This is a genomic window from Lysinibacillus sphaericus, assembly GCF_001629735.1.
Taxonomy (GTDB): Bacteria; Bacillota; Bacilli; order Bacillales_A; family Planococcaceae; genus Lysinibacillus; species Lysinibacillus pinottii.
The window spans coordinates 1001167-1024185 of the sequence record NZ_CP015224.1 but is presented as its reverse complement, the minus strand read 5'-3'; the positions used below and the strand labels follow the sequence as shown (position 1 = coordinate 1024185).

Genomic DNA, 23019 nt, shown 5'->3' with positions numbered 1-23019 from the left:
CCTCGTCAAGACGACGAGGCGGTGTCTTACACATTTAAGCGGTAACCTGCACCCCATACGGTTTCTAAAAACTTTGGCTGTGCTGGATCACGTTCAATTTTTTCACGAAGCTTTCGTATATGCACGGTAACTGTGGAAACATCCGCAGCGGATTCATAGCCCCAGTTCCGCTCATATAATTGTTCTTTACTTAATACTTGATTTGGATGTTTAACAAAAAACACAAGCAAATCAAATTCCTTGGTCGTAAAGGCCACTTCTTCACCATTCACAAAAACCTTTCGAGCTGATGTATCGATCGTAAGGCCATGTATAGACATCATATTGTTCGTTGGTTGGTTTGAGGCTAAACGCTCATATCTAGATATATGCGCCTTGACCCTTGCCACAAGCTCACTAGGACTAAAAGGCTTAGTAATATAATCATCTGCCCCTAACCCGAGACCTCGAATTTTATCAATATCCTCTTTTTTAGCCGACACAAATAAGATGGGGATATTGTTCACTGCTCGAATTTGTTTACAAATTTCAAAGCCATTCATTCCAGGAAGCATAATATCTAAAATAATTAAATCATAATCGCCATGAAGCGCCTGCTTCAGCCCCTCATCGCCATGATGCTGAATATCTACCACATAATCATTAATTTCTAAATAATCTCGTTGGAGCTCTGCTATGCTCACTTCATCTTCAATTAATAATATTTTTTTCATGATTTCCCCCCATTTCCTCATCCTTTTTCAATGAAATGAAAATGCTCGTTCCCTTTGTTAATTCGCTCTTTGCCCAAATATCGCCACCCATTTCAAGGACGATTTGTTTGGCAATTGCTAACCCAAGACCACTTCCACCTGTTTGAGAATTTCGAGAAGGTTCCGCACGATAAAAACGATCAAATATATGTGGTAATGCAGTAGGGTCAATTCCCGCACCATTATCTGTAACTTGAATGATGGCATCATCTACTCGCTCATGTAGGGAAATAATAATTTGCTTATAAGGTTTATCCATATATTTTTCACTGTTGCTCAATAAGTTGGATAAGACACGTCTTAGCTTATCCCTGTCCACCATAGCAAAAAGCGAAGAGCCTGCTGATATATATTGTAAATGAATATCTCTGGCAATAAAGTCAAAGCTAGCATCCTCCACATAATCATGCATATATTGTTGAAGATTGACACTTTCCATTTGGAACGGAACCTTTTTCAAATCTAATTTCGAGAATAAGAATAATTCATCAATTAACACGTCCATATCCTTGGCTTTCGTATAGATAGTTGTTAAATATTTATCCATTTTCTGTTCAGTATTCGCTACACCATCTTTAATGCCCTCCACATAGCCAATAATAGAGGTCATTGGCGTTTTTAAATCGTGGGAGATATTCGATAACAGTTCTTTCCGATTTTCTTCATATTGAAGCTGAATTAGTACAGATTCCTTCAGTTTAACTCTCATTTCCTCAAACGATCGATTAAGCTGACCAATTTCATCATTAGAACGGGATGTAATTTCAAAATCTAAATCACCCGATTTAATCCGTTCTGCCCCTTCCTTTAAGGCTGTGATTGGGTTAATGATACTTCTAGACACTAAATAATTGAGTAAACCGATAATCATCATAAATAAGACAAATAAGATACCTAACAGAATGGGTAACAGTTCTCGCGTTACCTCCGCATGTGAACTAACCTCTCTTAATACAAAGATACTCCCTTCTGTTTTGTCTGGGAAATAAAAATCGAACTTCACATACGTATAAAAGGCTTGATTAATCATAATTGTGTCACGTGAATTAATATTGGTCGCTTCAAAACCTGGTAAACTTTGAAGCAATAGTTGTTGATGCTCTTGTTGTGTTGCATAAACAATTTGATGGTCTTTCCGCACAACAATCTCAATGGAAGGAGCATTTATGGTTTGTAGCTGTTCAATATCTAAAAGCTGCTGGGGATTTTTTTTTGCCAATAATTTCAAATCTAAAAAAGCATTTTCCTCTACCGTTGTTAAAGGCTTTTGGACATAAGACTTTTTGTAAAAATGCTCAATTGCTTTAACATCACCTGTAATGGCAAAGGAAAAAAGAAAAACCGCTGCAAGTAAAAGCGTGATGGCAATCATAATAACGCCTACATAAGATAGCAAAAACCTCGTTTTAATCGACATCTAAATTCCCCCAATAAGCTGAAACTAATAGCAATGTACCATACAAATCTTAAAACTTTATAAAATCGCGCTGAAAAATCTATAAATAATTTTCTGCATCAACATAGTATTCGGCTTACTCCAAATGAAATAAACAACAAAAAAAGATACGACACATTTGGGTTGTGCCGTATCCATTATCTTTATTTAGTTTCTTCTGCTCTTAGTTTCTTTTTGGTTTGCCATCCTAAAATGAAATATTCAATCAACACTACCGCAATCAATGAGGCACCAAACAATGGCATAATAATTCCTAAAATAATAAGGAAAATTACGAAAGGAAGTGAGATTTTATGTGAAATTTGTGGTGGTGCAGATAGCTCACCTTTTTTCCTACGTAAAATCCAAGTGCGAATCCCCCATACAATTACTGCTAAAAAGGCTAAACATACCAGTAAGTTTAACAGCTTATTTGGCCAGCCAAACAAATGGCCTTCATGTAAAGGAATGCCCCATGTAAAGAATTTCGCCAGCATACCATAATCCTCATAGTTAACCTGATCAATAAACTTGCCGCTATATTGATCAAAATACATCGTTGCCTCGTCTGTAGGCTTGACATCAAGTCCTGTTACACCTGAATTACTGGCCTTTGCCACTGTAAATACGCCTTCTTCGTTTGATGGATAAATAATCGAATAAGGTTTGGCAATATTCATGGCAGTTATTTCTTTTTCAAGATTAGCAATGGTCATTTGGTTGTCGTTTGTATAACGGACAGCCCCCCCACCGTGATGCTGTGCATGTTCTCCCTCAGATGATGGCGCCTCTAATTGACGCGTTGCCCATGGAATTTCAGACACATCGGATGTTGGTGGCTTTTGCTGTAATAATGGGTAGCCGAAAGTTGGACTTTCTGACGCTATATTTGCCAATATGGAACCTTGAAAAGCAGACCATAAAAGCCCTGTAGCAATGAACATCACCATGGGAATAGTAATGATTGTCCCAACAAGCGCATGGTATCTCTTACTTTTTTGTCGTTTATTTTCCGATTTGCGCTTTTTCAATAAATCCCCTTTAAACGTCATATAAAGTCCGGATAGCAGTAAAAAGATTGTCCAGCATGCCGCTAGTTCTACTAAATAATTGACAAATGTACCACCAATAAATAATGAGCTATGGGTATTTCTCATAATATTAGAGAATGTATAATTGGCATCCTGACTACCAACCATTTGATAATGATCATCTAAAAATACATACTTCTGTTCATTCCCATTTGATAAAGTTAAACGCGTATTATAAGGCTCTTCCAACATAATCACTTTTGTAGTGGTGTAACCTGCAAATGCTGCCTCTGCTTTTTCCACTGCTTCATCAATTGTTAAGACCTCTTCTTTATGGCTATCGCCAAAAAAATAATCATCATATAAACGATTTTCTACATCTGTAAAAAACAAATAACCAATCCCACTTAATGTGAGAGATAGCAGTAATGGCGTAATACAAAGGGCTGCGAAAAAATGCAAACGCCAAAACCTTGAATAAAGCAGATTTTTCATTTTTAATCTCCAATCTATTTGATCAAATACGCCTCACCGTAATGGCCGCTGACGTTAGGCTACGGCCAGATTTTGAAGAGGAGCTTGGCTGGAAAGTTCCTCTTCAAAATCTGTGATATCCGATTGAGGCATTATCTTGATTCAGTAGGCGTTTGAACACTTAATAAGCATTCATCACTCCCTTTGAAGGAGGAACCATCTGTATTTGATACTACTTTCAGTACAAACAGTTGCTGAATGAAGATAAATATCAAATTTATTATATAAAGTAAAAGTGAAATATGAATGAAGTCCTAAAGGCGGTTTTATGACAAACAAATGTATTCCTAGTGGTATTATGCTATTTAAAGATGAAACAATCATAGCCAAACAAATGTGGACACAAGTTTAGCTACGATTTAGGAAAGATTTATAAACTCAAATTCACAAGAATTTTACACGGACTTCGATTTTTCATTAATGCTTTAAAGCCTTTCTACGATATCTTCTAAAGCAATTTTGCTTGTCATAACTGCCTGCCCATCGATTACCCCACGTGCCAGTATTCGAATGACCTCTGGGAAAATATTCACGTAAGCGAATTCACTTGCTCTCGCTGCTTTCATAGCTTGCAAAATTAATAAGCCATTGAATTTTACGCCTTCCACAAAAATGTTGTCAACAAATGCACAATCAAAAAGGCTACCCCATCAAGAAGTAGCCCTCAAACGTTGATTATCCAATTAATTCCTTCATCACATTCGCGTACGCTGCTAAAATAGATTGCTCATGTGCTGTATCATGCCCAACATATTGTTCAACAAGCTCCTTTAAAGGCTTTGGCTCTTGCATAATTTCTAATTTAAATAAACTTTCATAATACTCAACAACTTGTGGATTCATGTGGACCACTCCTTTAATAATTTACATAAAAAAGACATCTTTCCCTCATTAGAAAGATGTCTTTTATGACAAATACACGACATAATACGATGTTTGCCATATGGAAATAAGCTTTCTATTCTTCATAGAAGCTATCTTTTTAGCAATCATCGTACTATGAGCATGCAGGAGAATTTCTCTAGTCACACTCAACACCCCCTATCCGCGTAGGTTTCTTGGCTGTACTAGATAAAGGCAGGTCTCCTGGCTTATGTTCTTCACACCTTTCACCTTCCCATTACAAGGCGTAACAGTGGTCTCTTGAAATGTGCTCCCATTTACAGTTGCGGGACAGCGTCGGATTTCCACCGATCTTCCCTTTTAAACAAACCCAATTTGGTTTGTACCTCTATCCTATTATTCCGTTTTTATTATTATACCATAAGGTTTGTACGATCTTAATAGATTCAAAAAACTATAGTTTATTCACTCATTCAGCTATTTCTATAGAATTCTTCATGGTTTCACTTGCAATAAGTAAGACTTTATGTAGAAGTTGATGGGAACGAAGGGCGGCGACTCCTGCGGGAAAAGCGGGAAAGTCGAGATCCTGGACTGAGCGAAGCGAGGGAAGCAGCTCGACCCCGCCCGCAGAAAGCGTCCGCCCGTAGTGGAAATCAACGGCTTTACTTTATTTCATTGTAAAAGAAAAAAGACTGTTGGCAAACTCTCAAATTTTTTGCGTTTGTCTACAGTCTGAGAGTAGACACGACCTTTCATTTCAACTATTTTGAAATTAATCTATAATTAGCTATAAGTATTTGAAACAGGAGGTCTAACTATGATTATTGCTTTACATCATGTGCAAATTACTATTCCAAAAGGGTCAGAGAATCAAGGGAAAGATTTTTATTGCGGTGTCTTAGGTCTGAAAGAAATAGAAAAACCCGATTCTCTTAAAGGCAGAGGCGGGTTTTGGTTACAGCTTGGTCACCAAGAGATACATGTAGGAACAGAGGATGGCTTTGATCGATTGTCGACCAAGGCTCATATTGCGTATCAAGTTGAAGATATTGATTACTGGAAGAAGAAACTAGCCGAGCATCAAATCGAAATAGAAGACTCTGTACCTATCCCCGATTATGAGCGTTTTGAATTCCGAGATCCCTTTGGTAATCGAGTAGAAATCATACAGGCAATTGCCTAAACTGCCCTATTTGGGGCAGTTTTTTTAGATGAAATCCTCCCATATTACAGTTTACTGAAACATTTGTAATATAACTGTAAATTCCTTCGATAAAGCCATTTATAGCAGGCGTTGAGGCACTCCCCCACATCTCCCTGGCAACATTTACCGCCAAGAAGCCCTATATTTTCATGCTACGATTATTTCCAAGGCAAGACGATACAGGAGAAATCCTACTAAACGCTTCAGGAGGTTATTTACAACATGAATAAACGATTTTTATCTACAACACTTGCATTAACCATTGGATTTAGCTCATTCGGATTAGTCCAAACAGCGACGCAGCCAATTCAAGTAGAGGCAGCTACAACAAATGCACAAAACAACGCTCAGGCAGTTGCCGCTAAAGCCAATCAATTGATTCAAACTGGTAAAAGCTTAATGGGTCAAGCGACATATAGCAATACGGTTTACAAGCCTACATATCCTTATAAATTTTCTTGTGCTTCATTTTTAATGTATATCTTCGAGAAAAATGGTGTAGATCTTGGGACGTATAATGAAAACTATATGATTCAACAAGGTACGTATGTAGCACGTAACCAATTACAAAAGGGAGATTTACTATTCTTTAAGAGTAAAAAAACAGGAACTGACCCCGACCATGTAGGTATGTATATAGGTGACAATAAAATGATTCACATGGCTGATTCCAAGCAAAATATTGTGATCTCAGATTTAAATAGTAAACCTTATTATACTGAAAGCTATGTATCAGCACGACGCGTTTTACCTACCCTTCTATCTGCCAACCCTGCAACAAAAGGCGATAAAATTGTAGAGAATGCGCTAACGTATAAAAATAAAGCAACGATTAGTTCTTCAACAAATGAATCGAGCCTACGCTTTACAGCCCCAGCATTTGTCGATTTCGTCTATCGTAAAAGCGGTGTGACACTTGGTGCAAAAACGTTAACTGATTTAATGAACCAAGGATCAACGGTAGCTCGTGCAAACTTGAAAAAGGGTGATTTAGTATTCTTTAATAGTGTAGCAGGCTCAAAAAATCCTTCTATTGTTGGGATTTATGCCGGTGATCACCGTATTATCATCCCAAATTCCGATGGTGTGATGACGAGAGTTTTATTAGTTGATTACTATAAAGAACACTATATTACAGCTAAGCGGGTTTTCTCTAACACCCCCTCTGTAAGTGCACCTTCAGCGAATACGTCTGCCGATAAGATTATTGCTACAGCTTCAGGTTTAACTAGCAAAGCAAAATTTGGTTATACGTATAATGAGAGTGCACTAACTTTCACAAGTGCGGGATTTACGTACTATGTATATAACAAGAATGGCATTGATTTAAAGGATAAACTAGCGAGTAAACAAGCTTTAGTCGGTACAAAAGTGCTCAAATCTCAGCTTCAAAAAGGTGATTTATTGTTCTTCTCAACGAATGATGGAGGAGCAACTATCACGCAAACAGGCATCTATTTAGGAAATAATCAATTTATTAGTATGACTACTAACAATGTTGTTAAACAAAATTTAAGCTCCACTTGGGCGCAAAAGAACTATGTTACAGCTCGACGTGTGTTAAAATAACAAAGCTTTAAATGGTAGGGTGTCTCAACTATTAGAGACACCCTTTTTATTTAAGATAAATTTTTAAGATTGTTGGCAAATTCAATCATAGATTTACTTGACATCGGTCCTTTTATGAGAACAATGGTGTCCGCGTCAAGCTTTGGTTTCAATATTTCTAAAACACCTATTACATCTTTAAACGTATGAACCTCTGCTTTAGTTCCATCTTTTTTCGCTTGGTCGGCAATTGCCTCTGCCCTTTTGCCAATCGTAATTAATGTATCTATCTGTCTTTCAGCTACTTTGGAGCCAATTTCCCGATGATATTTTTCTTCAAAATTTCCTAATCGCTTTATATCCCCTAGCACAAGAATAACTTTTTTCTCTTTTCCTACTGTATCTAACACTTTCAGGGCTGCCTCGACAGAAGTTGGATTATTGGTCCACGTATCATCAATAATGGTACTGTCACCTAGACCTGTCGTAAATTCTAAATGTCTCGCCATTTGTTTAAAGGATCTTAAACCTGCAATAGCTTGGCGTATAGAAAGTCCCATTTCGCTACAGGCAGCAATGGCGGCTAACGCATTATATACTTGATGCTCACCGTAACCCGGCACAAATACATTGTATTTAGTGTCTGCTACTTCCAGCACAAATTTCATGCCTGTATGAGCAAATTGGATAGCAGAAGCTTTGTAATCAGCCGAATCCTGTAAACCAAATTTAATAATTTTCCCTTTAAATTTTTGGTAAGATATTTTTTCGATGTTAGCATCATCTGCATTAATGATTAGTGTACCATCTGCTCGAATACCCTCTACAATCTCTGCTTTCGCTTTAATATAACCTTCAAGATTGAGACAGCCATCTAGATGGTGAACACCAATATTCGTAATAATGCCGATCGTCGGCTGATAAATCATGCATTGGTGTTTTATGTTCCCTGTATTCCCCAAGCCTAGTTCAAAAATGGCTGCCTGTGTTTTATCATCCACGCCCGTCAAATAGGGTAATGATTGCCTTGGCTCATTTTTACTACTTACAGATGCTTGCACTTGCCAATGCTTACTAGCGATATGTTTTAGCATCTCTTTTGTTGTCGTTTTACCACAGGTTCCAGTCAATGCCACAACCGGAATATGAAAAAGACCACGATAATATTCGATAAATGTCCAATAGGCCTGCGCCACGCTTTTGACGTGTAAAACCGTTGTATTATCTAACGCATTTTTTAACTCAGTAGCTGGTTTATCAGATATGACAAGGGATGGTCCCTTCCTATCAATCTCTTGCCAGTTGATTTTATCACTTCGACTCACAAACATAAGTGTATGACTTTGAGTTAAATCATGTCGATTATAGTAAATTGCATGCTTTACAGACCATTGATCTGATCCATGGATAATTTTCCCCTGCAAGACGCCTCTAATTTTTTGCACACTAATGGATTGCAAGTGTACTACGCCTCCTTTCTTTATCAATCTTGTACATACCTATTCATTCTCTTGATCACGAGTGCTACTTTTCTGATCAATTACTATACCTTATTAGAGTGGTATTCTATGTGACACAGTTAATATCCTAACCATGAAGAAGTGAGCTAAACTGTGGGAGGCGGAGGTTTATATTTAAGCTCAGTTGCTAATTTCGAAACCTGTTCACTATACATATCACCCTTTATGAGGACAATCGTATTTTCATCTATAATCTTCTGCAACAATGGATAAACAAGCGTGCTATTTTTATAGGTATAAACTGGAGCGTTAAAGCCTAATTTCACCGCATGATCAGCCATAATCCGTGCATGCTCGCCAATAGTAATTAGCACATCCACACCAATACGTTGGATTAATTCACCCGCTTGCTCATGTATAATATAGCCCCATGAGCCCAAATCGGTAATCGTGCCAATAACAGCAATTTTTTTCTTTCCATCTCCTAGCTCATTCAACACTTTTAAAGCCGCCTCTAAGGAAGTTGTCGTAATACTCCAGGTATCATCTAAAAGCATAGAATGATTAATGCCTTCAAAGAGCTGTAGTTGTTTTTTCAATTGACGGAAAGATTGGAGTTGATTGGCTGCAACTGGAATAGGTACCCCTATTTCATAGGCCGCTGCAATGGCAGCAAGGGCGTTGTACACTTGATGTTGACCAAATCCCGGTACAAAAATATCATAAGTTTTTCTATTATGGTGCAGCTTAAAGTTCATACCCTTTTGATAATATTGGATATGACTTGCACGAAAATGACAAGAATCATGGATACCCACCTTCACTAAGCGCCCATTAAACTTAGATATATCTAGTTTTTTAGTATTCATATCTTCGGCGTTTATGATGAGGGTTCCTTTAGGTTGAATGATATCTAGCATTTCTCCCTTTGCCTGAATATAGCCTTCAAGCGTCTTACAATAATTCAAATGATGGGCACCGATATTCGTAATAATCCCAATGGTCGGCTTGAAATACTTCCCTGCATTCGTGACATCTCCAGGTGAGCCAACAGCTGTTTCAAATACAGCCGCCTCTGTGTCATCTTCAATATTCAGTAAATATTGCAATGATGCCGTTCTTGAATTACTACTTAATGTCGTTGCTGTCACTTGTCGATCAGCAGAAAGAATATGTTTAATCATCTCTTTCGTCGTTGTTTTGCCTGAAGTACCAGTAATAGCAACAATGGGGATATGAAATTGATTGCGATAAAAGTGAACAAACTTCCAATAGGCCTCATCTACATTCGCAACCTGTATGATAATAATCTTGGTTGGAATCTCTGTGGGCCGATATGCTCTGTCGGTCACTATTACAAGAGGAGAAAGTGGCTCAAGACTTTTCCAATTAACAATACGTTTACTTGTAAAAAGGGCCGTATTGGGCTTTTTCACTTGTTTTAATCGATAAGCACCATGCTGTATCAGTATGTCCTCAGACCCTTGCACTATATAGCCCGCCGTAATCACTGCTAAATTTTTCACCGAAAGAGGCTTCATATTTTTTCTCCCTCCTTTCTTTTCTAGTATATGTAACCTCTTAAAAGTTGCTTGGATGTAGACAAGATACACAACTAGAAGAAAACTATTTCTTTGCATATATATAAAGGTGATTAAGTATCTAAGTACCAATAGAAGGAGTGATATACCTGAAAGCGATTGTATTTATCGGTACAAACAAATCCGGGTCTAGTCGTGAAGCAACAAGAGCAGCAGAAAGATTAGGCTATTTCACAATACTTTTCACCAATAATGAAAAACAACTTCAGCAGCGCCGATCTTACCCCGATATTCATAGAATGATTCTCATTGATACTTTGAATATCGAAAGAATGAAAGAGGAAATTGATAAACTAGGGAAAACCGGATTAGAGATAAAAAGTATCGTTAGTTTTGTTGATCCATTTGTTCATATTGCTTCCATGTTATGTGATGAATTTTGTCATAACTACACATCCTCTTCCGCAATTGAAATCATGGAGGATAAAGAAAAGACTAGAAATCATTTGAAAGACCAACCATACTCACCAAAATTTTCGCTCATGAAACCTAATGAGCCTATTGCAAAAAATTTAACATTTCCATTAATCGTGAAATCACCAAAGTCAACAGGTTCCAAAGATGTACTATTAGCAACGGATGTCGACCAGCTTCAAAACCACCTCAAAGCATTGCGTAGTAAAAATCCCTATGAAACGATTATGATTGAAGAATATTTGGAAGGCCCTCAATATTTAGTAGAGGCGGTCGTATATCAACGGCAATCACATATAATTGGCATTATTGAACAGGAAATTACCCAAGGGAAACGGTTTATCATAACAGGCTATGGCGTATTAGTGAAAGCCCCTTTAGATATTCAGGCAGGCATTGAGGAAGTTCTTCAGTCCATTGTCAAAGCATTTGATATAGAAAATGGCGCTCTCCATTTGGAACTCCGATTGACAAAAAACGGCTGGAAACTCATTGAGATTAACCCAAGGATTTCTGGAGGTGCCATGAACAACATGCTTCAAGCGGCACTCGGATTTAGTTTAGTAGAAGAAACATTGAAGCTTCTGCTTGGCGAAGAGCCTAACTTTCAGCCTAGACATAAAAAATTTGTTTACACAAAATATGTCATTGTAGAAAGCAAAGGAATTTTAGAAAAAGTAATTGGTAGAACAAGAGCGACAAATTCAACGGGAGTGGTCGAGGTTTATGTTAAACCAAGGAAAGGTACATTCTTAACCCCTCCTTTATCAATGGGTCACCGCTATGCCTATGTCATAGCACAAGGGTCAACCTTATCGGAAGCTCGGAATCATGCAACAAATGCCGCCAAAGAAATCAAATTTATTTTAAGAGTATGAAAAAAAACCCCGAATAATTGCCGCTTGCCAGTGGACAGTTACTCGGGTTTTTATATGCATTCCGTTATCGTGACGTAATGATTATTCTTCTTTCAATGTTTGGTCCAAATATTTCACCGTCTCAAACATATTCGTTTTACTAGCTCCCTTTACGAGAATCGTATCATGAGGTTGTATGAGTTTATCTAGCAGTGCATGCAAGGCATCTTTATTAATAAAGTGGTGGACCTTGGATGGGTCCATCCCCATCTCAATTGCGGCATTACTCATTTCATCAGTCCTAAATCCATAAGTGATGAATTCATCAATACCTACCTTATAAATATACTCGCCAACCTTCCGATATTCTTCTTCCCTCAACACCCCAAGCTCCCGCATTTGTCCAATAATCGCTACTTTTCTTTTTTTGGCAATATTGGTCAATACATCAATGGCAGCTCGGACTCCTTGTGGATGGGAGTGAACCGTATCATCTATGACCGTTATATCATCACGCAAGTTATAAATCGTTAATCGTCTTGGTGGCTTTTTAAAGTTGAGCCCTGCCTGGATATCCAATGGACTAAACCCTAAATAATCAGCTACAGCTACAGCATTAAGGGCATTATAAACATGATGCTCCCCTAAAATAGGAATATACAATTCTATTTCTTGACCATGTAGCTTCATTTTAAAGGACATGCCGATATCCTTATACTGAAGGTCATATGCTCGGTAATCTGCATCACTTTTTATGCCCACCGTTAACATTTTCCCTTTAAATTGCTGTGTCTCTAAATATCTTGAATTATCATCATCCTTATTCAATATAAGTAGCCCTTGTTGGTCCATCCCATGAATCAGTTCCGACTTTGCCTTCGCAACCCCTCTTACATCCCCATCAAAGTTACCTACATGGGCCAAACCAATATTCGTCACAATACTAATATTCGGCTGTATAATGCTACAGTGATTCGTAATAATACCTGGGTACGCCATGCCGTATTCTAATACGACAGCCTGATGAGAGTCATTGATTTCTTCCTTATGCTTTTTTGTATGCTCTGTCGTATTCCAATAATCCTTCGATTCAAACACATTCCATTTTTTTGATAAAATCGAACCGACAAATGCCTTGGTTGTTGTTTTTCCTGCGCTTCCTGTAATGGCAATAATAGGTAAGCCCTTTTTAGCCTCCACTTGATTGCTTTTTGGTTGAACAATATCTTTTTTGACGTCCATTTGATTGTTTTTCTGTTGAACCATTTTCTTTTTTACAGGTTTATGGTTTTTTGCGAGATACATCGCATAGCGGATAGAATTAATGACGACGTCTAATTCTAAATAAAAAGCAGGAGGACAGCCTGGGCGCCAATTTACCTCATACATCCAAATTTTTTGTTGTTGATCTAAACCGACGTCAATGCCTATTTCATCAATGACTTCCCCGAACTTTTCCATTTGTATGTCATCTAGATGATGCGCCAGTGCTAAAGAGAAATGCTCAAGCATTCGTCGAATATTGTAAGCTTCTTCCTTGAACTCTTGCTCTAAAAATGGGTCTAAATAATTGGTGAATCCACCATTATTTATATTTGGGATGATAGAGCCATTTGGAGCAATCCGAGGGTAGACAGTCGTCACCACCCATTTACCTTCACCATTTTTTTGTACATGCAGACGGAAATCATATACCTGGCCTGCCTTTGTAATGGATTGAATATAAGGCTGCATAATAAAAGTACCAGACGCAAGTTGCTCTTTTAATAAGGCATCTAATTGTGGCTTCGAATAGATTGTATTCGTACTATCTTTTCTCACCTCAAAATTCTTGGGTCCGGCCTTCGTAATAAAATAAATACCCTTTCCTTTACGTCCATCAATTGGCTTAAACACAACTCTTTTATAATAATGGATGAAGTTATGAAATACATCAGCATTCTTGACAATTTCAGAAGGAATCAAATACTGTTCAAATTCCTTGGCTTCTTTTAATCGTTTCATAACATTCCATTTATTCCCTATCGAATAGGTCGTAAAGGGAATTTCTTCTTTTAAGCGCTCAATAATCTCTTTAGACACAGATAACTTCTCTGGACTTCCCGCATTATAAATAACATCTGGAAAGGGCATTGTTTTTTCCTGCCATTGCCCATTCTCATATACCTTAGCGCGAATGGTACGTTTTTCAAAATCAACACTTTTAGGTGTAAAGTAAAAAAACTGTGCCCCTTCTGCCTTTGCAACTGCCGCATATGCATATGACTTGAGAACTGTCGTCGGATCAAGTCGATGATGCAGCATACCAATAATCGTCATAGCTAAACTTCCTTTCATTAGATTCTATCTCTATTACATTCACTCTTAATCCTTTTCATATAGACAGATGCTCTAGCTCTAGTCGTTTAATAGGATGCTACCATTTAGGTTCAATGATAAATTTCCCTTTTAGCATATCTGGCTTTAATAGCTGAATCGCAGAAATACTACTAAGCTCAATGGATTTTTCTGTACTTGTCTTTTCTAGCCTCACTACATCCGCAAGGGAATTGGTATCGTTCCCCTCATAATCAAAGGCACGTAGCAAAGACACCGTGCCACGATATCGATCTTTATCGACGTCCTCTATTCGGAAAAACTCCGTTTCAAAGTCCTTTACCGTATCCATTAGTCTTAAATGTGCGCCACTATTGGTAATTAAAAAAAACGGAATCGTATCACTCCCAACTATTTTTACAAGCAGCTGACCGAAATATTTAGAATGAAAATCCATCATAATATCCTGAAGATCCTTCAAATCGCACAAAGCTTCGCATAAAAAATGATTTCTTCTTTTCTCACTATTCAAATTGTAGCCCCCTCCCTAGTCTGAATAAGTATCCTAGTCTCCGTAAGTTGCCCTCTCGTTATAATATGTAGCGATACATAATATGACGACTTTTTCACAAAGAAACTAAAAAAACCTCTACCAAACGAAATGAGTGGTTAGAGGTTCGAAGCAAATCATTATTTGACAAGGCTTGCCAGTAGCTGTTCTAAATCATATTGTTCCAAATCATCTATTGTATGATGACCTGTAGAAAACGGTAATTGCTTGGTGATGGTATTGGGAACCACTACCGTGTGAAGACCCGCTGCCAAAGCTGCACGTGCTCCATTCGGTGAATCCTCCATAGCTATCGCTTCATTAGCACTTACACCTAATTGTTCAAGTGCCTGCACATACAGCTCAGGATCAGGCTTAACATTTGTCACCGTATCAGCCGTACAATAACAATCAAAAAACTCTCGTATACCCAATGCATCTACAAATCGATCAATCCATGAACGGCTTGAACTACTTGCAAGACCAATTTTTAAACCCGCTTCCTTTGCTTGCTGCAAAAGATTTAAAATACCAGGCCTTATCACTTCCAACTCCATCAGTTCCGCATGCCTTCCTTGAATGGATGTTCGAAATGCCTCCTCATCTAAATCCATTTGATGATGTGTAACTAGATAGGTATAAGGATTAAAATCCTGAAGATTTGTACCAAGGCATTTTGCATACGTCTCTAACGATAATGCCACACCATAAGATGCATAAGCATCCTTAAAAACTGTATACCAAGCTGTTTCTGTATCAATAATCGTCCCATCAAAATCAAAAATAATCGCCTTCACTAGCCCATCCTCCTCCCCTAAACGGTCATTTGCAATTCCTGCATTGCTATCCGCCATTTTTCTGACTCTATCCGTCTATTTCCACATGCTATCCGTCACTTTCCTACTGCTATCCGTCACTTCCACTTTGCTATCCGTCTATTCTGGCATGCTATCCGTCACTTCCACATGCTATCCGTCTATTCTGGCATGCTATCCGTCACTTCCACTTTGCTATCCGCCCCTCTATCATTTCGATTTCCTTCATTTAGCAAAATAACTCCGCCTATTATGAGTGCAATCCCAAGCGCAGAGTAGAGGTTAAACATATCGTCCCAAATGACAATACCTACAATAACCGTCAAGGCGGTGCCGACACCTGACCAAATGGCATAGGCCAGGCTTAGTGGCAAAGTTTTCAAGCATAGGGATAGGCTGTAGAATGATATTCCATAGCCAAGTGCCACCGCCACAGATGGGCCTAGAACTGTAAATCCATCTGAAAGCTTCAGCATAGTTGTTGCAAAAACCTCACTGATAATCGAGAGTGTTAAAAATAAATAGCCTTTCATCTCGTTAGCCTCCTAATGACTACCCGCAAGATTAAGTACCACGACACCTAAAATAATACAAAGAATCCCTAGTACCTTCTTACGATTAAATAATTCCTTATACAGTACAACACCCACGATGGCTGTTAGTGCTGTGCCTAATCCTGCCCATATTGCATAGGCTGTGCCAATGGGTATTGTTTTTAGGGTTAAGGCTAAACAATAAAAGGCCGTGCCATAGCCGACCACTACTCCGAGAGATGGCCAAATACGAGAGAAGCCTTCCGTACGCTTGAGCATAGAGCTTGCAAAAACTTCTGCTACAATGGCGATAAATAAAAAACTGAAAACCATCATTTTTATGAAAATCCTTTCTTGCTGCTATGTTTAAATGCTACAATGATTAATCTTCATCCTCGACATATTCTAATATATCTCCCGGCTGACAGCCCAGAGCCTTACAGATAGCATTTAAAGTAGAGAAACGAACAGCTCTTACCTTACCTGTTTTTAAATTAGAAAGATTGACAATTGACACATCAACCCTTTCTGCAAGCTCACTCAGTTGCATTTTACGATCCGCTAGCATCCGATCTAAACGAATAATTATAGTCATATTTTCACTTCCTAAGCTGTTGCATCATATTCATCTTGGAGAAATGTACCATAACGGAAAATACGCGCAATGGTCCAAATCACCAAACCACATAGTAATAATGTCCAATTAATGCCTGTGTAATGATAGCTGATCCCTGTAATAAAATCTGTCTTTTCCAATAAGGATTCAAGCTTAAACGGTTGCATCATTAGATAGACGATATATGTACGGAATGCACTTACAGTCAAGCTCAAGATTATCACACAATACGCAATTCTTTCTATTTTTATACTATTATCTAGCGAAAATATAATCCCTTTTGCTATATTACTTAAAATATTTCTTACTTGAACAACGATTAAAAACAGAATAGTTATGTATATGGTAGCAGTTACTAATAATTTCACGATATCCATTTTCCTGTAGTACATATCTTGAACTGTCTGCTTGGACAACAGCATTTCCAATCCCTCAAAATGAATGGAAGCTGTCACACTTGTCTTGACTAACCAATGATTCACAGCATCCTCTGACACAATCATTGCTACTATAAAAATAACTGCCATGCACGCCATGCCTAAAATCATGAGAGCCATGATGACCGTAAAGATGATCCGAAGCCCCTTTGTCAACAATTGAAATTCTTTGCTTTGAATTGTTTTCTCCATTTTTAGCATCCCCTTTCTTCTATTTTATTATACTGTTCCTTTTATCTCTATCAATAATAAATTAATGTTTATCATTAAATTATTATTGATATTAATAAAACCCTCTAGCACATTTCTACTAGAGGGTCATGATGGTTTATTTCAGTAAGCCGGCATTGACTAGATACTGATTAGCTACTTCTGCCGCTAGTTTTCCTTCTACATTCACTTGATAATTCATTTCCCGCATATCATCGTCTGTAATTTGATCAGCGAGTTTATCTAAGGATTGTTCAATCTCTGGATATTGGTTCAGCGTCTCTTTTCGTAATAATGGGGCTCCTTGATAAGGCGGAAACAGCGCTTGGTCATCCTCTAATACACGGAGCTTGTATTGACGAATTTCACTATCCGTTGAATAAGCATCGAGTAGGTTGATATCTCCCGATTCAATCGCTTGGTAGCGAAGCTTAGGCTCCATTGTTGCAAGGGAGGGAAACGCAATATCATAGCGTTTTTGAATCCCGACATATCCATCCTCACGATCATTAAATTCCAATGTAAACCCTGCTTTAACAGCTTGTTCTATCGATTTAAGGTCCGAAATAGTTTGTAGCTGATATCTTTCTGCCAAGTCCTCCGATACTGCTAACGCATACGTATTGTTATAGTTCATTGGGCTAAGCATCACCATATCAAATTGCTTTAGCATTCCATCTTTCGCCTGCCGATAGACATCTGCCTCATTATTATTGATGGCTTCTTGTTTTAAAAATTCTGAGATGGCTGTGCCTGTAAATTCTGGGTATATATCAATGCTGCCAGATTTCAACGCATTAAATACAAATGAGGTTTTACCCAGTCCTGGTTTTAATTGCACTGTTAAGTCTGTATCCTGCTCTATTAATAACTTATACATATTAATGAGAATTTCAGGCTCCGCTCCTAGCTTTCCAGCGATGACAATTTCATCTTGGTCTTTACCATTTAGAAGCGGCATGAAGACCATCATCCATGCAACCATACTCACAAGACTGACAGCTATTACTGTTTTTCTAAATGACAGCGACTCAAGCCTTTTCAGTAAAATATCGAAGATTAATGCTAATATTGCTGCAGGCACAGCCCCTAAAATAATGAGTGCGGTATTATTACGATCAATGCCTAGTAAAATAATATCCCCTAAACCACCGGCTCCAATTAAAGCAGCTAATGTGGCTGTGCCAACAATTAACACCATAGCGGTTCGAATACCAGCCATGATGACAGGCAGAGCAAGAGGCAATTCGACCTTCAATAAACGTTTAGGTGTGTTCATCCCCATTGCCAATGCGGCCTCCTTCAATGAAGGATCCACTTCCTTGATGCCTGTATAAGTATTCCGTAGAATCGGTAAAAGTGCATAGACCACTAAGGCAATGATGGCTGGAACTTTGCCAATTCCGAACAGAGGAATTAATAACCCAAGTAACGCTAAAGATGGAATCGTTTGTAGCACGGCACTAATACCAATTATAGTTTCTGCTATTTTCTTTTTATTGGTTAAATAGATACCTAGCGGAATGGCAATAATGATGGCAAAAAATAGGGCTATAAAGGAGATTTGTATATGCTCGAGTAATGCTGCCAGAAGCTGTTCCTTTCGTTCCTCAAACATCGCCACGAAATTAGTCATGTGCTCGACCTCTTTCCTTGAAATCATTTGCGACATATTGCAGTATAGCTGTTCGAGTCACCATACCCATCATCTCCCCATTTTCTTCCACGCCAAGAACGTTATGCTCTGTCAGTTTTTCAAGAATCGTTGTGATCGGCTCATTGATAGTAATCGTATCCCCTAGCTCACTAACACTTACGATTGGTTGCATAACCGTCCGAATATCAAACCTATTGTGAACTGAATTTACCCCTATAAATTGTTGGACAAAATCATTCACTGGATTTTCTACCATTTCCTGAGGAGATCCAATTTGAACAATTTCTCCATCTTTCATGACACATAGTCGATCCCCTAGCTTCAGCGCCTCCTGCATATCATGCGAGACAAAGACGATGGTTTTTTGAATTTTACGCTGCATGTCCAGTAGATCATCCTGTAACTTTGTACGACTGATGGGATCTAAAGCACTGAAAGGTTCGTCCATCAAAATAATTTCTGGATCAGCTGCTAATGCACGAATTACGCCCACTCTTTGCTGTTCCCCTCCAGATAACTCCTTTGGCTTGCGCTGACGATATTTTTCAGGCTCAAGGCCTACCAATTCCAATAGTTCATCCACACGCTTTTGAATTTTAGTTTTACTCCATTTTTTTAATTCTGGGACAATCGCAATATTTTCTTCAATGGTCATATGCGGAAAAAGAGCAATTTGTTGTAACACATAGCCGATACTCCAGCGTAACTCGTGAATATTATAATCACTTACTCTTTTTCCATTGATCCAAATAGTTCCTTCAGTCAATGGAATTAATCGGTTGATCATCTTCAATAAAGTAGTTTTACCACATCCACTTGGACCGATAATAACGAAGAATTCACCTTTTTTAATCTCCACGTTGAGGGCTTTGACAGCCACATGGTCGTTACTATACATTTTTGAAACATTATCAAATATTATCATTTGCCAGCTCCTTATATTTCGCGAATAAAATAGTAAATTTGTATTTCGTCTATATATTTCACAAATAATAGCCCTTCCAAACATTTGTACGAAGGCTAGTTGATTTACTACACTCCCAACTCCTCAATGGTAGTAAAACCTCTTTACTATTTATCATAGCATTTTATCCCTAATTACACATAAATCTACTAAATTGACTGTTAATTCCGTCTTATGAGAAGATAAAAAAAACGGCAATTGGGAGGTAGTGAACTATGAAGAATGTCTTTCAATTTATACCTATTAACAAACTGGCTGATAAGTTTCCCGAAAACTCTTGGTGGGCAAGCCATTACACGGATTTTAGTGAGAACGACCTTGTTGCGTACTATGAGGGAGATTTGAAGCTTCCTTTTCTTGATTTGGATTGGGACATTCCTTTCCCACAGCAAGACAATGTGATCATTATTGTTATTGATGGTCATTTGACGGTAGATCATTTATACAATGCAGAAACGGATGGTGCAATAGGACTGATGGTAATGGGCAATTTGACAGCTAAAAATATAGCTGTAGGTGGTCAGGAAATCTATGTTCACGGACATCTGACAGTAGAGGATATTTTGTGTGGCTCCTATAATCATGGGGAAACGATTGTCAATGGTCATCTTCAGGCAAACGTATTAGTTCAAGACGATGAGTATCGCTTTAACGTTCATGGACAGAAGTCACTGCAATGTATCGTCAACATTTGGCACGGAGATGGCGTTTTTCAGGAACTCCCTATCCGTATACAAGATGTGTTAATTGACGAGGTTTTTTATGATATGGATGACGATGAAGAAGAGATTGAATTTTCATTCGTCACATTGGTGAGTATCCTTAAAGAAGGACGCTCCGCACTGACGAAATCCCCCACATCAAGAAGGCAACTCATGTATATTTTACGGACCATCACATCGATGTGGAAAATATACTAAAGCTAACAAAGTGTATTTTGATGACTGGAGACAAGCCTTATTTTGACCTTGAGGAACATGGTGTGCATTTCACTGTTCAGCGAGCGCATATCGATGATGACGGAGACAAGACGAATGATAGCATTTATATGAAAACCTCCCAGTATCATTATTTTATTTGGCTCAATGAAGATCAAACCGTCTCCCTATTGAGAAAATCATTCGATGAAGGAGATGAATGGTGGGACATTACGGATTTACCTCAGGACAATTTAGTGGATATTCAGGATCACTGGATTATGTTATTAACTTGTGTAAATGTCGCTACCCTTTATGTGCCTAAAATCGAGGTACAATATGTAGAACGAATTTTACAACATCCAGAAATTCAAGGGCTTGACGAGGATGACGATGGTTTCTGGGACGGTTCTAAATATTATAGTTTTCGTCAGGCCTATACGGATGAAGATGGTGATTTTATTCATGCTCGTATTGAAATTAAGACGCCTGATGAAGCGTATTATTTTTATTCATTAGAAAATCCATCCTATGTTTCTCGACACTACCAACCACCTAACCATTTTGGTCGCCACGAGATAGCTTTTTTAAATACTAGACGCTGGGAGGCTTCCGAACAATATTTTGAGAGATTTAAACAATATATGTCTCAAACTTTTAAGATAGACAATTCAGCGGAATGACATGGAACTATTTAACGTTCGCAACGTTCTATTAATGATATAAGCTATTTATTTACACACTTCTTTATTTCTCTTTCACTCTTTGTCATAATAAGAGATAGCTAAACTTTTAATAGAAGGGAGGGAGATGTGGTCACTACCAACATCAAGCCTATCATGAAATACGTAGTTAATTTTTTTAAAGGACTTCTGATTGCTGTCGTGGTTATTTGTATTTCATTTTTTATGGTGACCCAATTGTTTCATACGACAGAAAGAGAAGAGCCTGTCGTCATTGATGATCGCCCAAGTGCAGAAGAATTTATCGGCAAAATCGCTGAAACTGCACGAAATCTCGGTGCCAATAATGACTTATATGCCTCTGTGATGATTGCACAAGCCATTCTCGAAAGCGAGAGCGGACAAAGTGGTCTTGGCTCTGCCCCCAATTATAATCTGTTTGGCATGAAAGGCAGCTATCAAAATAATTCCGTGAAACTCGAAACGTCTGAGGATGATGGATCAGGTAATCTGTCTACCATTATGGCTGATTTCCGTAAATACCCTTCCTATGAGGCTTCTATGCAGGACTATGTAAAGCTAATGCGAAATGGAGTTTCGTGGAACAAGGAATATTATGCAGGTGTTTTCAAAAGTAACACCAAATCCTATACTGATGCGACGAAGTTTTTAACAGGCTCCTATGCCACTGATTCAAAATATAATGAAAAATTGAATTCACTTATCGCTCAATATGACCTACAGCAATATGACAGCCCGGTAAAGGATAAAAAAACGATCACAGTCACGGATGGTGACTCTATAGTAGATATCGCAGAGGTCTATAATGTCAACGTGACCTCTATTAAGCAATGGAATCAGCTAAGGTCAGATCGACTCGAAGCTGGTATGCAATTAAATATTTATCACTATTAGACGATAATCTCCATGCTCAGAAAATGGGCATGGAGTTTTTTTGCGAAACCAATCTTTTTCTCAAACGTCCTTATGTAAAAATGCGGCAAGGAAAGGATAGGACTATAGTGACTCGTACACAACTACTCAGCCTCATCATCATCAACCTAGTACTTTTGCCAATCATTCAACTTAGCTACAACTTATTATTTATGACTCAAATAGCTGAAAGCTTTTTTCAAATAGTCCTGTTCCCAATGTTGATAATTGTATTGAATCTGTTCCTTTGTTGCTGGCGACTAAAAATATCATTTTATATCCATTGGATCTTTATTTATGTGGGACAAGGTACTGCACTAGCCTGTTATTTCGTGTGGCATTATAGTCAATTAACACCCTTCCCACATATGCCTGTCGGTGAAGCGGCCTTTGATCTATACATGGTCACTTTTTTAATTGGTTTATGGCAGCTAGTCGCATTATTTGTCATCAATATTTTGGCGTTTGTCCTTTATTTATTTTGGCAAACCCTCCGAAATAATGACCATCAAAAAAAGCTTTATAGGCTTTGACCTAATAAAGCAAGACATTCTATATTGATTTGTCGGTGAATAACGGATTCTATTATGTAACGCCCCTATGATGCTTTAGCTATTGAGTATCCTTCTGAAGTGTATAAACCCCTCTCTTTAAGTTATGGACTTCATTCGTTAACCCATGGACATCTGTCTTTATTTCTTGAACC

The 23019-nt window shown here is 38.1% G+C and carries 24 protein-coding genes and 1 riboswitch; of the genes, 7 read left to right on the top strand and 17 right to left on the bottom strand.

The window, feature by feature from the left end:
• Nucleotides 1-26 precede the first annotated feature (26 nt).
• The 6 genes from A2J09_RS04835 to A2J09_RS24400 form a co-directional block, all read right to left on the bottom strand.
• Nucleotides 27-713, bottom strand: a complete 687-nt coding sequence (locus A2J09_RS04835) for a response regulator transcription factor (protein ID WP_012293963.1) — start codon at nucleotides 711-713, stop codon at nucleotides 27-29.
• On the bottom strand, nucleotides 691-2169 hold the full coding sequence (locus tag A2J09_RS04830) for a sensor histidine kinase (protein ID WP_036161316.1): 1479 nt from the start codon (nucleotides 2167-2169) through the stop codon (nucleotides 691-693). The genes A2J09_RS04835 and A2J09_RS04830 overlap by 23 nt, the downstream gene beginning before the upstream one ends.
• Nucleotides 2170-2351: 182 nt before the next feature.
• Nucleotides 2352-3713, bottom strand: coding sequence for a PepSY-associated TM helix domain-containing protein (locus A2J09_RS04825; RefSeq protein ID WP_012293962.1), 1362 nt, complete (start codon nucleotides 3711-3713; stop codon nucleotides 2352-2354).
• Between the two features lie 464 nt (nucleotides 3714-4177).
• Complete coding sequence (locus tag A2J09_RS23320; RefSeq protein WP_012293961.1) at nucleotides 4178-4360, bottom strand: hypothetical protein; 183 nt, start codon at nucleotides 4358-4360, stop codon at nucleotides 4178-4180.
• Nucleotides 4361-4427: 67 nt separating this feature from the next.
• Nucleotides 4428-4595 carry a hypothetical protein gene (locus tag A2J09_RS23860; RefSeq protein WP_012293960.1) on the bottom strand — a complete coding sequence of 56 codons (168 nt, stop codon included), beginning with the start codon at nucleotides 4593-4595 and terminating at the stop codon, nucleotides 4428-4430.
• 63 nt (nucleotides 4596-4658) lie between these two features.
• A complete protein-coding gene (locus A2J09_RS24400; RefSeq protein WP_258858684.1) occupies nucleotides 4659-4781 on the bottom strand; it encodes a hypothetical protein in 123 nt (40 codons plus the stop codon).
• Between the two features lie 29 nt (nucleotides 4782-4810).
• A riboswitch (cobalamin riboswitch) is annotated at nucleotides 4811-5000 on the bottom strand.
• A gap of 415 nt (nucleotides 5001-5415) precedes the next feature.
• On the opposite strand from A2J09_RS24400, the gene A2J09_RS04815 reads away from it, so the two are divergent.
• Nucleotides 5416-5781 carry a VOC family protein gene (locus A2J09_RS04815; RefSeq protein WP_012293959.1) on the top strand — a complete coding sequence of 122 codons (366 nt, stop codon included), beginning with the start codon at nucleotides 5416-5418 and terminating at the stop codon, nucleotides 5779-5781.
• Nucleotides 5782-6024: 243 nt separating this feature from the next.
• A complete protein-coding gene (locus A2J09_RS04810) occupies nucleotides 6025-7371 on the top strand; it encodes a C40 family peptidase (protein ID WP_012293958.1) in 1347 nt (448 codons plus the stop codon).
• A gap of 50 nt (nucleotides 7372-7421) precedes the next feature.
• On the opposite strand, the gene A2J09_RS04805 is transcribed toward A2J09_RS04810, so the two are convergent.
• Entirely contained in the window at nucleotides 7422-8810 is a 1389-nt protein-coding gene (locus A2J09_RS04805; protein ID WP_031419640.1) for a UDP-N-acetylmuramoyl-tripeptide--D-alanyl-D-alanine ligase, read from the bottom strand.
• A gap of 146 nt (nucleotides 8811-8956) precedes the next feature.
• Nucleotides 8957-10351 carry a Mur ligase family protein gene (locus tag A2J09_RS04800; RefSeq protein WP_012293956.1) on the bottom strand — a complete coding sequence of 465 codons (1395 nt, stop codon included), beginning with the start codon at nucleotides 10349-10351 and terminating at the stop codon, nucleotides 8957-8959.
• A gap of 140 nt (nucleotides 10352-10491) precedes the next feature.
• On the opposite strand from A2J09_RS04800, the gene A2J09_RS04795 reads away from it, so the two are divergent.
• The gene (locus A2J09_RS04795) at nucleotides 10492-11703 is read left to right on the top strand and encodes an ATP-grasp domain-containing protein (RefSeq protein ID WP_031419637.1); all 1212 of its coding nucleotides are present in this window, start codon (nucleotides 10492-10494) and stop codon (nucleotides 11701-11703) included.
• 81 nt (nucleotides 11704-11784) lie between these two features.
• Here A2J09_RS04795 and A2J09_RS04790 read toward each other — a convergent pair whose 3' ends face one another.
• The 9 genes from A2J09_RS04790 to A2J09_RS04750 form a co-directional block, all read right to left on the bottom strand.
• Nucleotides 11785-14001 (bottom strand): YheC/YheD family protein, encoded by a 2217-nt coding sequence (locus tag A2J09_RS04790; protein ID WP_063389783.1) that lies wholly within the window; start codon nucleotides 13999-14001, stop codon nucleotides 11785-11787.
• Nucleotides 14002-14098: 97 nt separating this feature from the next.
• On the bottom strand, nucleotides 14099-14530 hold the full coding sequence (locus A2J09_RS04785) for a hypothetical protein (RefSeq protein WP_031419634.1): 432 nt from the start codon (nucleotides 14528-14530) through the stop codon (nucleotides 14099-14101).
• Between the two features lie 158 nt (nucleotides 14531-14688).
• A complete protein-coding gene (locus tag A2J09_RS04780; protein ID WP_012293951.1) occupies nucleotides 14689-15402 on the bottom strand; it encodes an HAD family hydrolase in 714 nt (237 codons plus the stop codon).
• 122 nt (nucleotides 15403-15524) lie between these two features.
• Entirely contained in the window at nucleotides 15525-15896 is a 372-nt protein-coding gene (locus tag A2J09_RS04775) for a DMT family transporter (protein ID WP_012293950.1), read from the bottom strand.
• Nucleotides 15897-15908: 12 nt separating this feature from the next.
• Nucleotides 15909-16232, bottom strand: a complete 324-nt coding sequence (locus A2J09_RS04770; protein ID WP_012293949.1) for a DMT family transporter — start codon at nucleotides 16230-16232, stop codon at nucleotides 15909-15911.
• Nucleotides 16233-16278: 46 nt separating this feature from the next.
• Nucleotides 16279-16491 (bottom strand): helix-turn-helix domain-containing protein, encoded by a 213-nt coding sequence (locus tag A2J09_RS04765; protein ID WP_031419630.1) that lies wholly within the window; start codon nucleotides 16489-16491, stop codon nucleotides 16279-16281.
• 11 nt (nucleotides 16492-16502) lie between these two features.
• Nucleotides 16503-17141, bottom strand: a complete 639-nt coding sequence (locus A2J09_RS04760; RefSeq protein ID WP_036161312.1) for a DUF2975 domain-containing protein — start codon at nucleotides 17139-17141, stop codon at nucleotides 16503-16505.
• A gap of 136 nt (nucleotides 17142-17277) precedes the next feature.
• The gene (locus A2J09_RS04755; RefSeq protein ID WP_036161309.1) at nucleotides 17278-18795 is read right to left on the bottom strand and encodes an ABC transporter permease/substrate-binding protein; all 1518 of its coding nucleotides are present in this window, start codon (nucleotides 18793-18795) and stop codon (nucleotides 17278-17280) included.
• Nucleotides 18788-19741, bottom strand: a complete 954-nt coding sequence (locus A2J09_RS04750) for an ABC transporter ATP-binding protein (RefSeq protein WP_012293945.1) — start codon at nucleotides 19739-19741, stop codon at nucleotides 18788-18790. The genes A2J09_RS04755 and A2J09_RS04750 overlap by 8 nt, the downstream gene beginning before the upstream one ends.
• 254 nt (nucleotides 19742-19995) lie before the next feature.
• Between A2J09_RS04750 and A2J09_RS24055 the strand changes: the two genes are divergently transcribed.
• The 4 genes from A2J09_RS24055 (at nucleotide 19996) to A2J09_RS04735 (ending at nucleotide 22846) form a co-directional block, all read left to right on the top strand.
• On the top strand, nucleotides 19996-20700 hold the full coding sequence (locus tag A2J09_RS24055; protein WP_012293944.1) for a hypothetical protein: 705 nt from the start codon (nucleotides 19996-19998) through the stop codon (nucleotides 20698-20700).
• 20 nt (nucleotides 20701-20720) lie between these two features.
• Nucleotides 20721-21380, top strand: a complete 660-nt coding sequence (locus tag A2J09_RS24050) for a hypothetical protein (protein WP_012293943.1) — start codon at nucleotides 20721-20723, stop codon at nucleotides 21378-21380.
• A 129-nt stretch (nucleotides 21381-21509) separates the two neighbouring features.
• Nucleotides 21510-22295 carry a glucosaminidase domain-containing protein gene (locus tag A2J09_RS04740; RefSeq protein ID WP_230584372.1) on the top strand — a complete coding sequence of 262 codons (786 nt, stop codon included), beginning with the start codon at nucleotides 21510-21512 and terminating at the stop codon, nucleotides 22293-22295.
• 107 nt (nucleotides 22296-22402) lie between these two features.
• Nucleotides 22403-22846 (top strand): hypothetical protein, encoded by a 444-nt coding sequence (locus A2J09_RS04735; RefSeq protein ID WP_230591380.1) that lies wholly within the window; start codon nucleotides 22403-22405, stop codon nucleotides 22844-22846.
• Nucleotides 22847-23019 lie beyond the last annotated feature (173 nt).

Excerpts from the sequence above, each read along its gene's own strand:
- A2J09_RS04810 (WP_012293958.1), top strand. The coding sequence starts at position 6,025 with ATGAATAAACGATTTTTATCTACAACACTTGCATTAACCATTGGATTT.
- A2J09_RS04800 (WP_012293956.1), bottom strand. The coding sequence starts at position 10,351 with ATGAAGCCTCTTTCGGTGAAAAATTTAGCAGTGATTACGGCGGGCTAT.
- A2J09_RS24055 (WP_012293944.1), top strand. The coding sequence starts at position 19,996 with ATGAAGAATGTCTTTCAATTTATACCTATTAACAAACTGGCTGATAAG.
- A2J09_RS04765 (WP_031419630.1), bottom strand. The coding sequence starts at position 16,491 with ATGACTATAATTATTCGTTTAGATCGGATGCTAGCGGATCGTAAAATG.
- A2J09_RS04780 (WP_012293951.1), bottom strand. The coding sequence starts at position 15,402 with ATGGCGGATAGCAATGCAGGAATTGCAAATGACCGTTTAGGGGAGGAG.
- A2J09_RS04760 (WP_036161312.1), bottom strand. The coding sequence starts at position 17,141 with ATGGAGAAAACAATTCAAAGCAAAGAATTTCAATTGTTGACAAAGGGG.
- A2J09_RS04835 (WP_012293963.1), bottom strand. The coding sequence starts at position 713 with ATGAAAAAAATATTATTAATTGAAGATGAAGTGAGCATAGCAGAGCTC.
- A2J09_RS04770 (WP_012293949.1), bottom strand. The coding sequence starts at position 16,232 with ATGATGGTTTTCAGTTTTTTATTTATCGCCATTGTAGCAGAAGTTTTT.
- A2J09_RS04750 (WP_012293945.1), bottom strand. The coding sequence starts at position 19,741 with ATGATAATATTTGATAATGTTTCAAAAATGTATAGTAACGACCATGTG.
- A2J09_RS04830 (WP_036161316.1), bottom strand. The coding sequence starts at position 2,169 with ATGTCGATTAAAACGAGGTTTTTGCTATCTTATGTAGGCGTTATTATG.
- A2J09_RS04825 (WP_012293962.1), bottom strand. The coding sequence starts at position 3,713 with ATGAAAAATCTGCTTTATTCAAGGTTTTGGCGTTTGCATTTTTTCGCA.
- A2J09_RS04775 (WP_012293950.1), bottom strand. The coding sequence starts at position 15,896 with ATGAAAGGCTATTTATTTTTAACACTCTCGATTATCAGTGAGGTTTTT.
- A2J09_RS24050 (WP_012293943.1), top strand. The coding sequence starts at position 20,721 with ATGACTGGAGACAAGCCTTATTTTGACCTTGAGGAACATGGTGTGCAT.
- A2J09_RS04755 (WP_036161309.1), bottom strand. The coding sequence starts at position 18,795 with ATGACTAATTTCGTGGCGATGTTTGAGGAACGAAAGGAACAGCTTCTG.
- A2J09_RS23860 (WP_012293960.1), bottom strand. The coding sequence starts at position 4,595 with ATGAATCCACAAGTTGTTGAGTATTATGAAAGTTTATTTAAATTAGAA.
- A2J09_RS04790 (WP_063389783.1), bottom strand. The coding sequence starts at position 14,001 with ATGACGATTATTGGTATGCTGCATCATCGACTTGATCCGACGACAGTT.
- A2J09_RS04815 (WP_012293959.1), top strand. The coding sequence starts at position 5,416 with ATGATTATTGCTTTACATCATGTGCAAATTACTATTCCAAAAGGGTCA.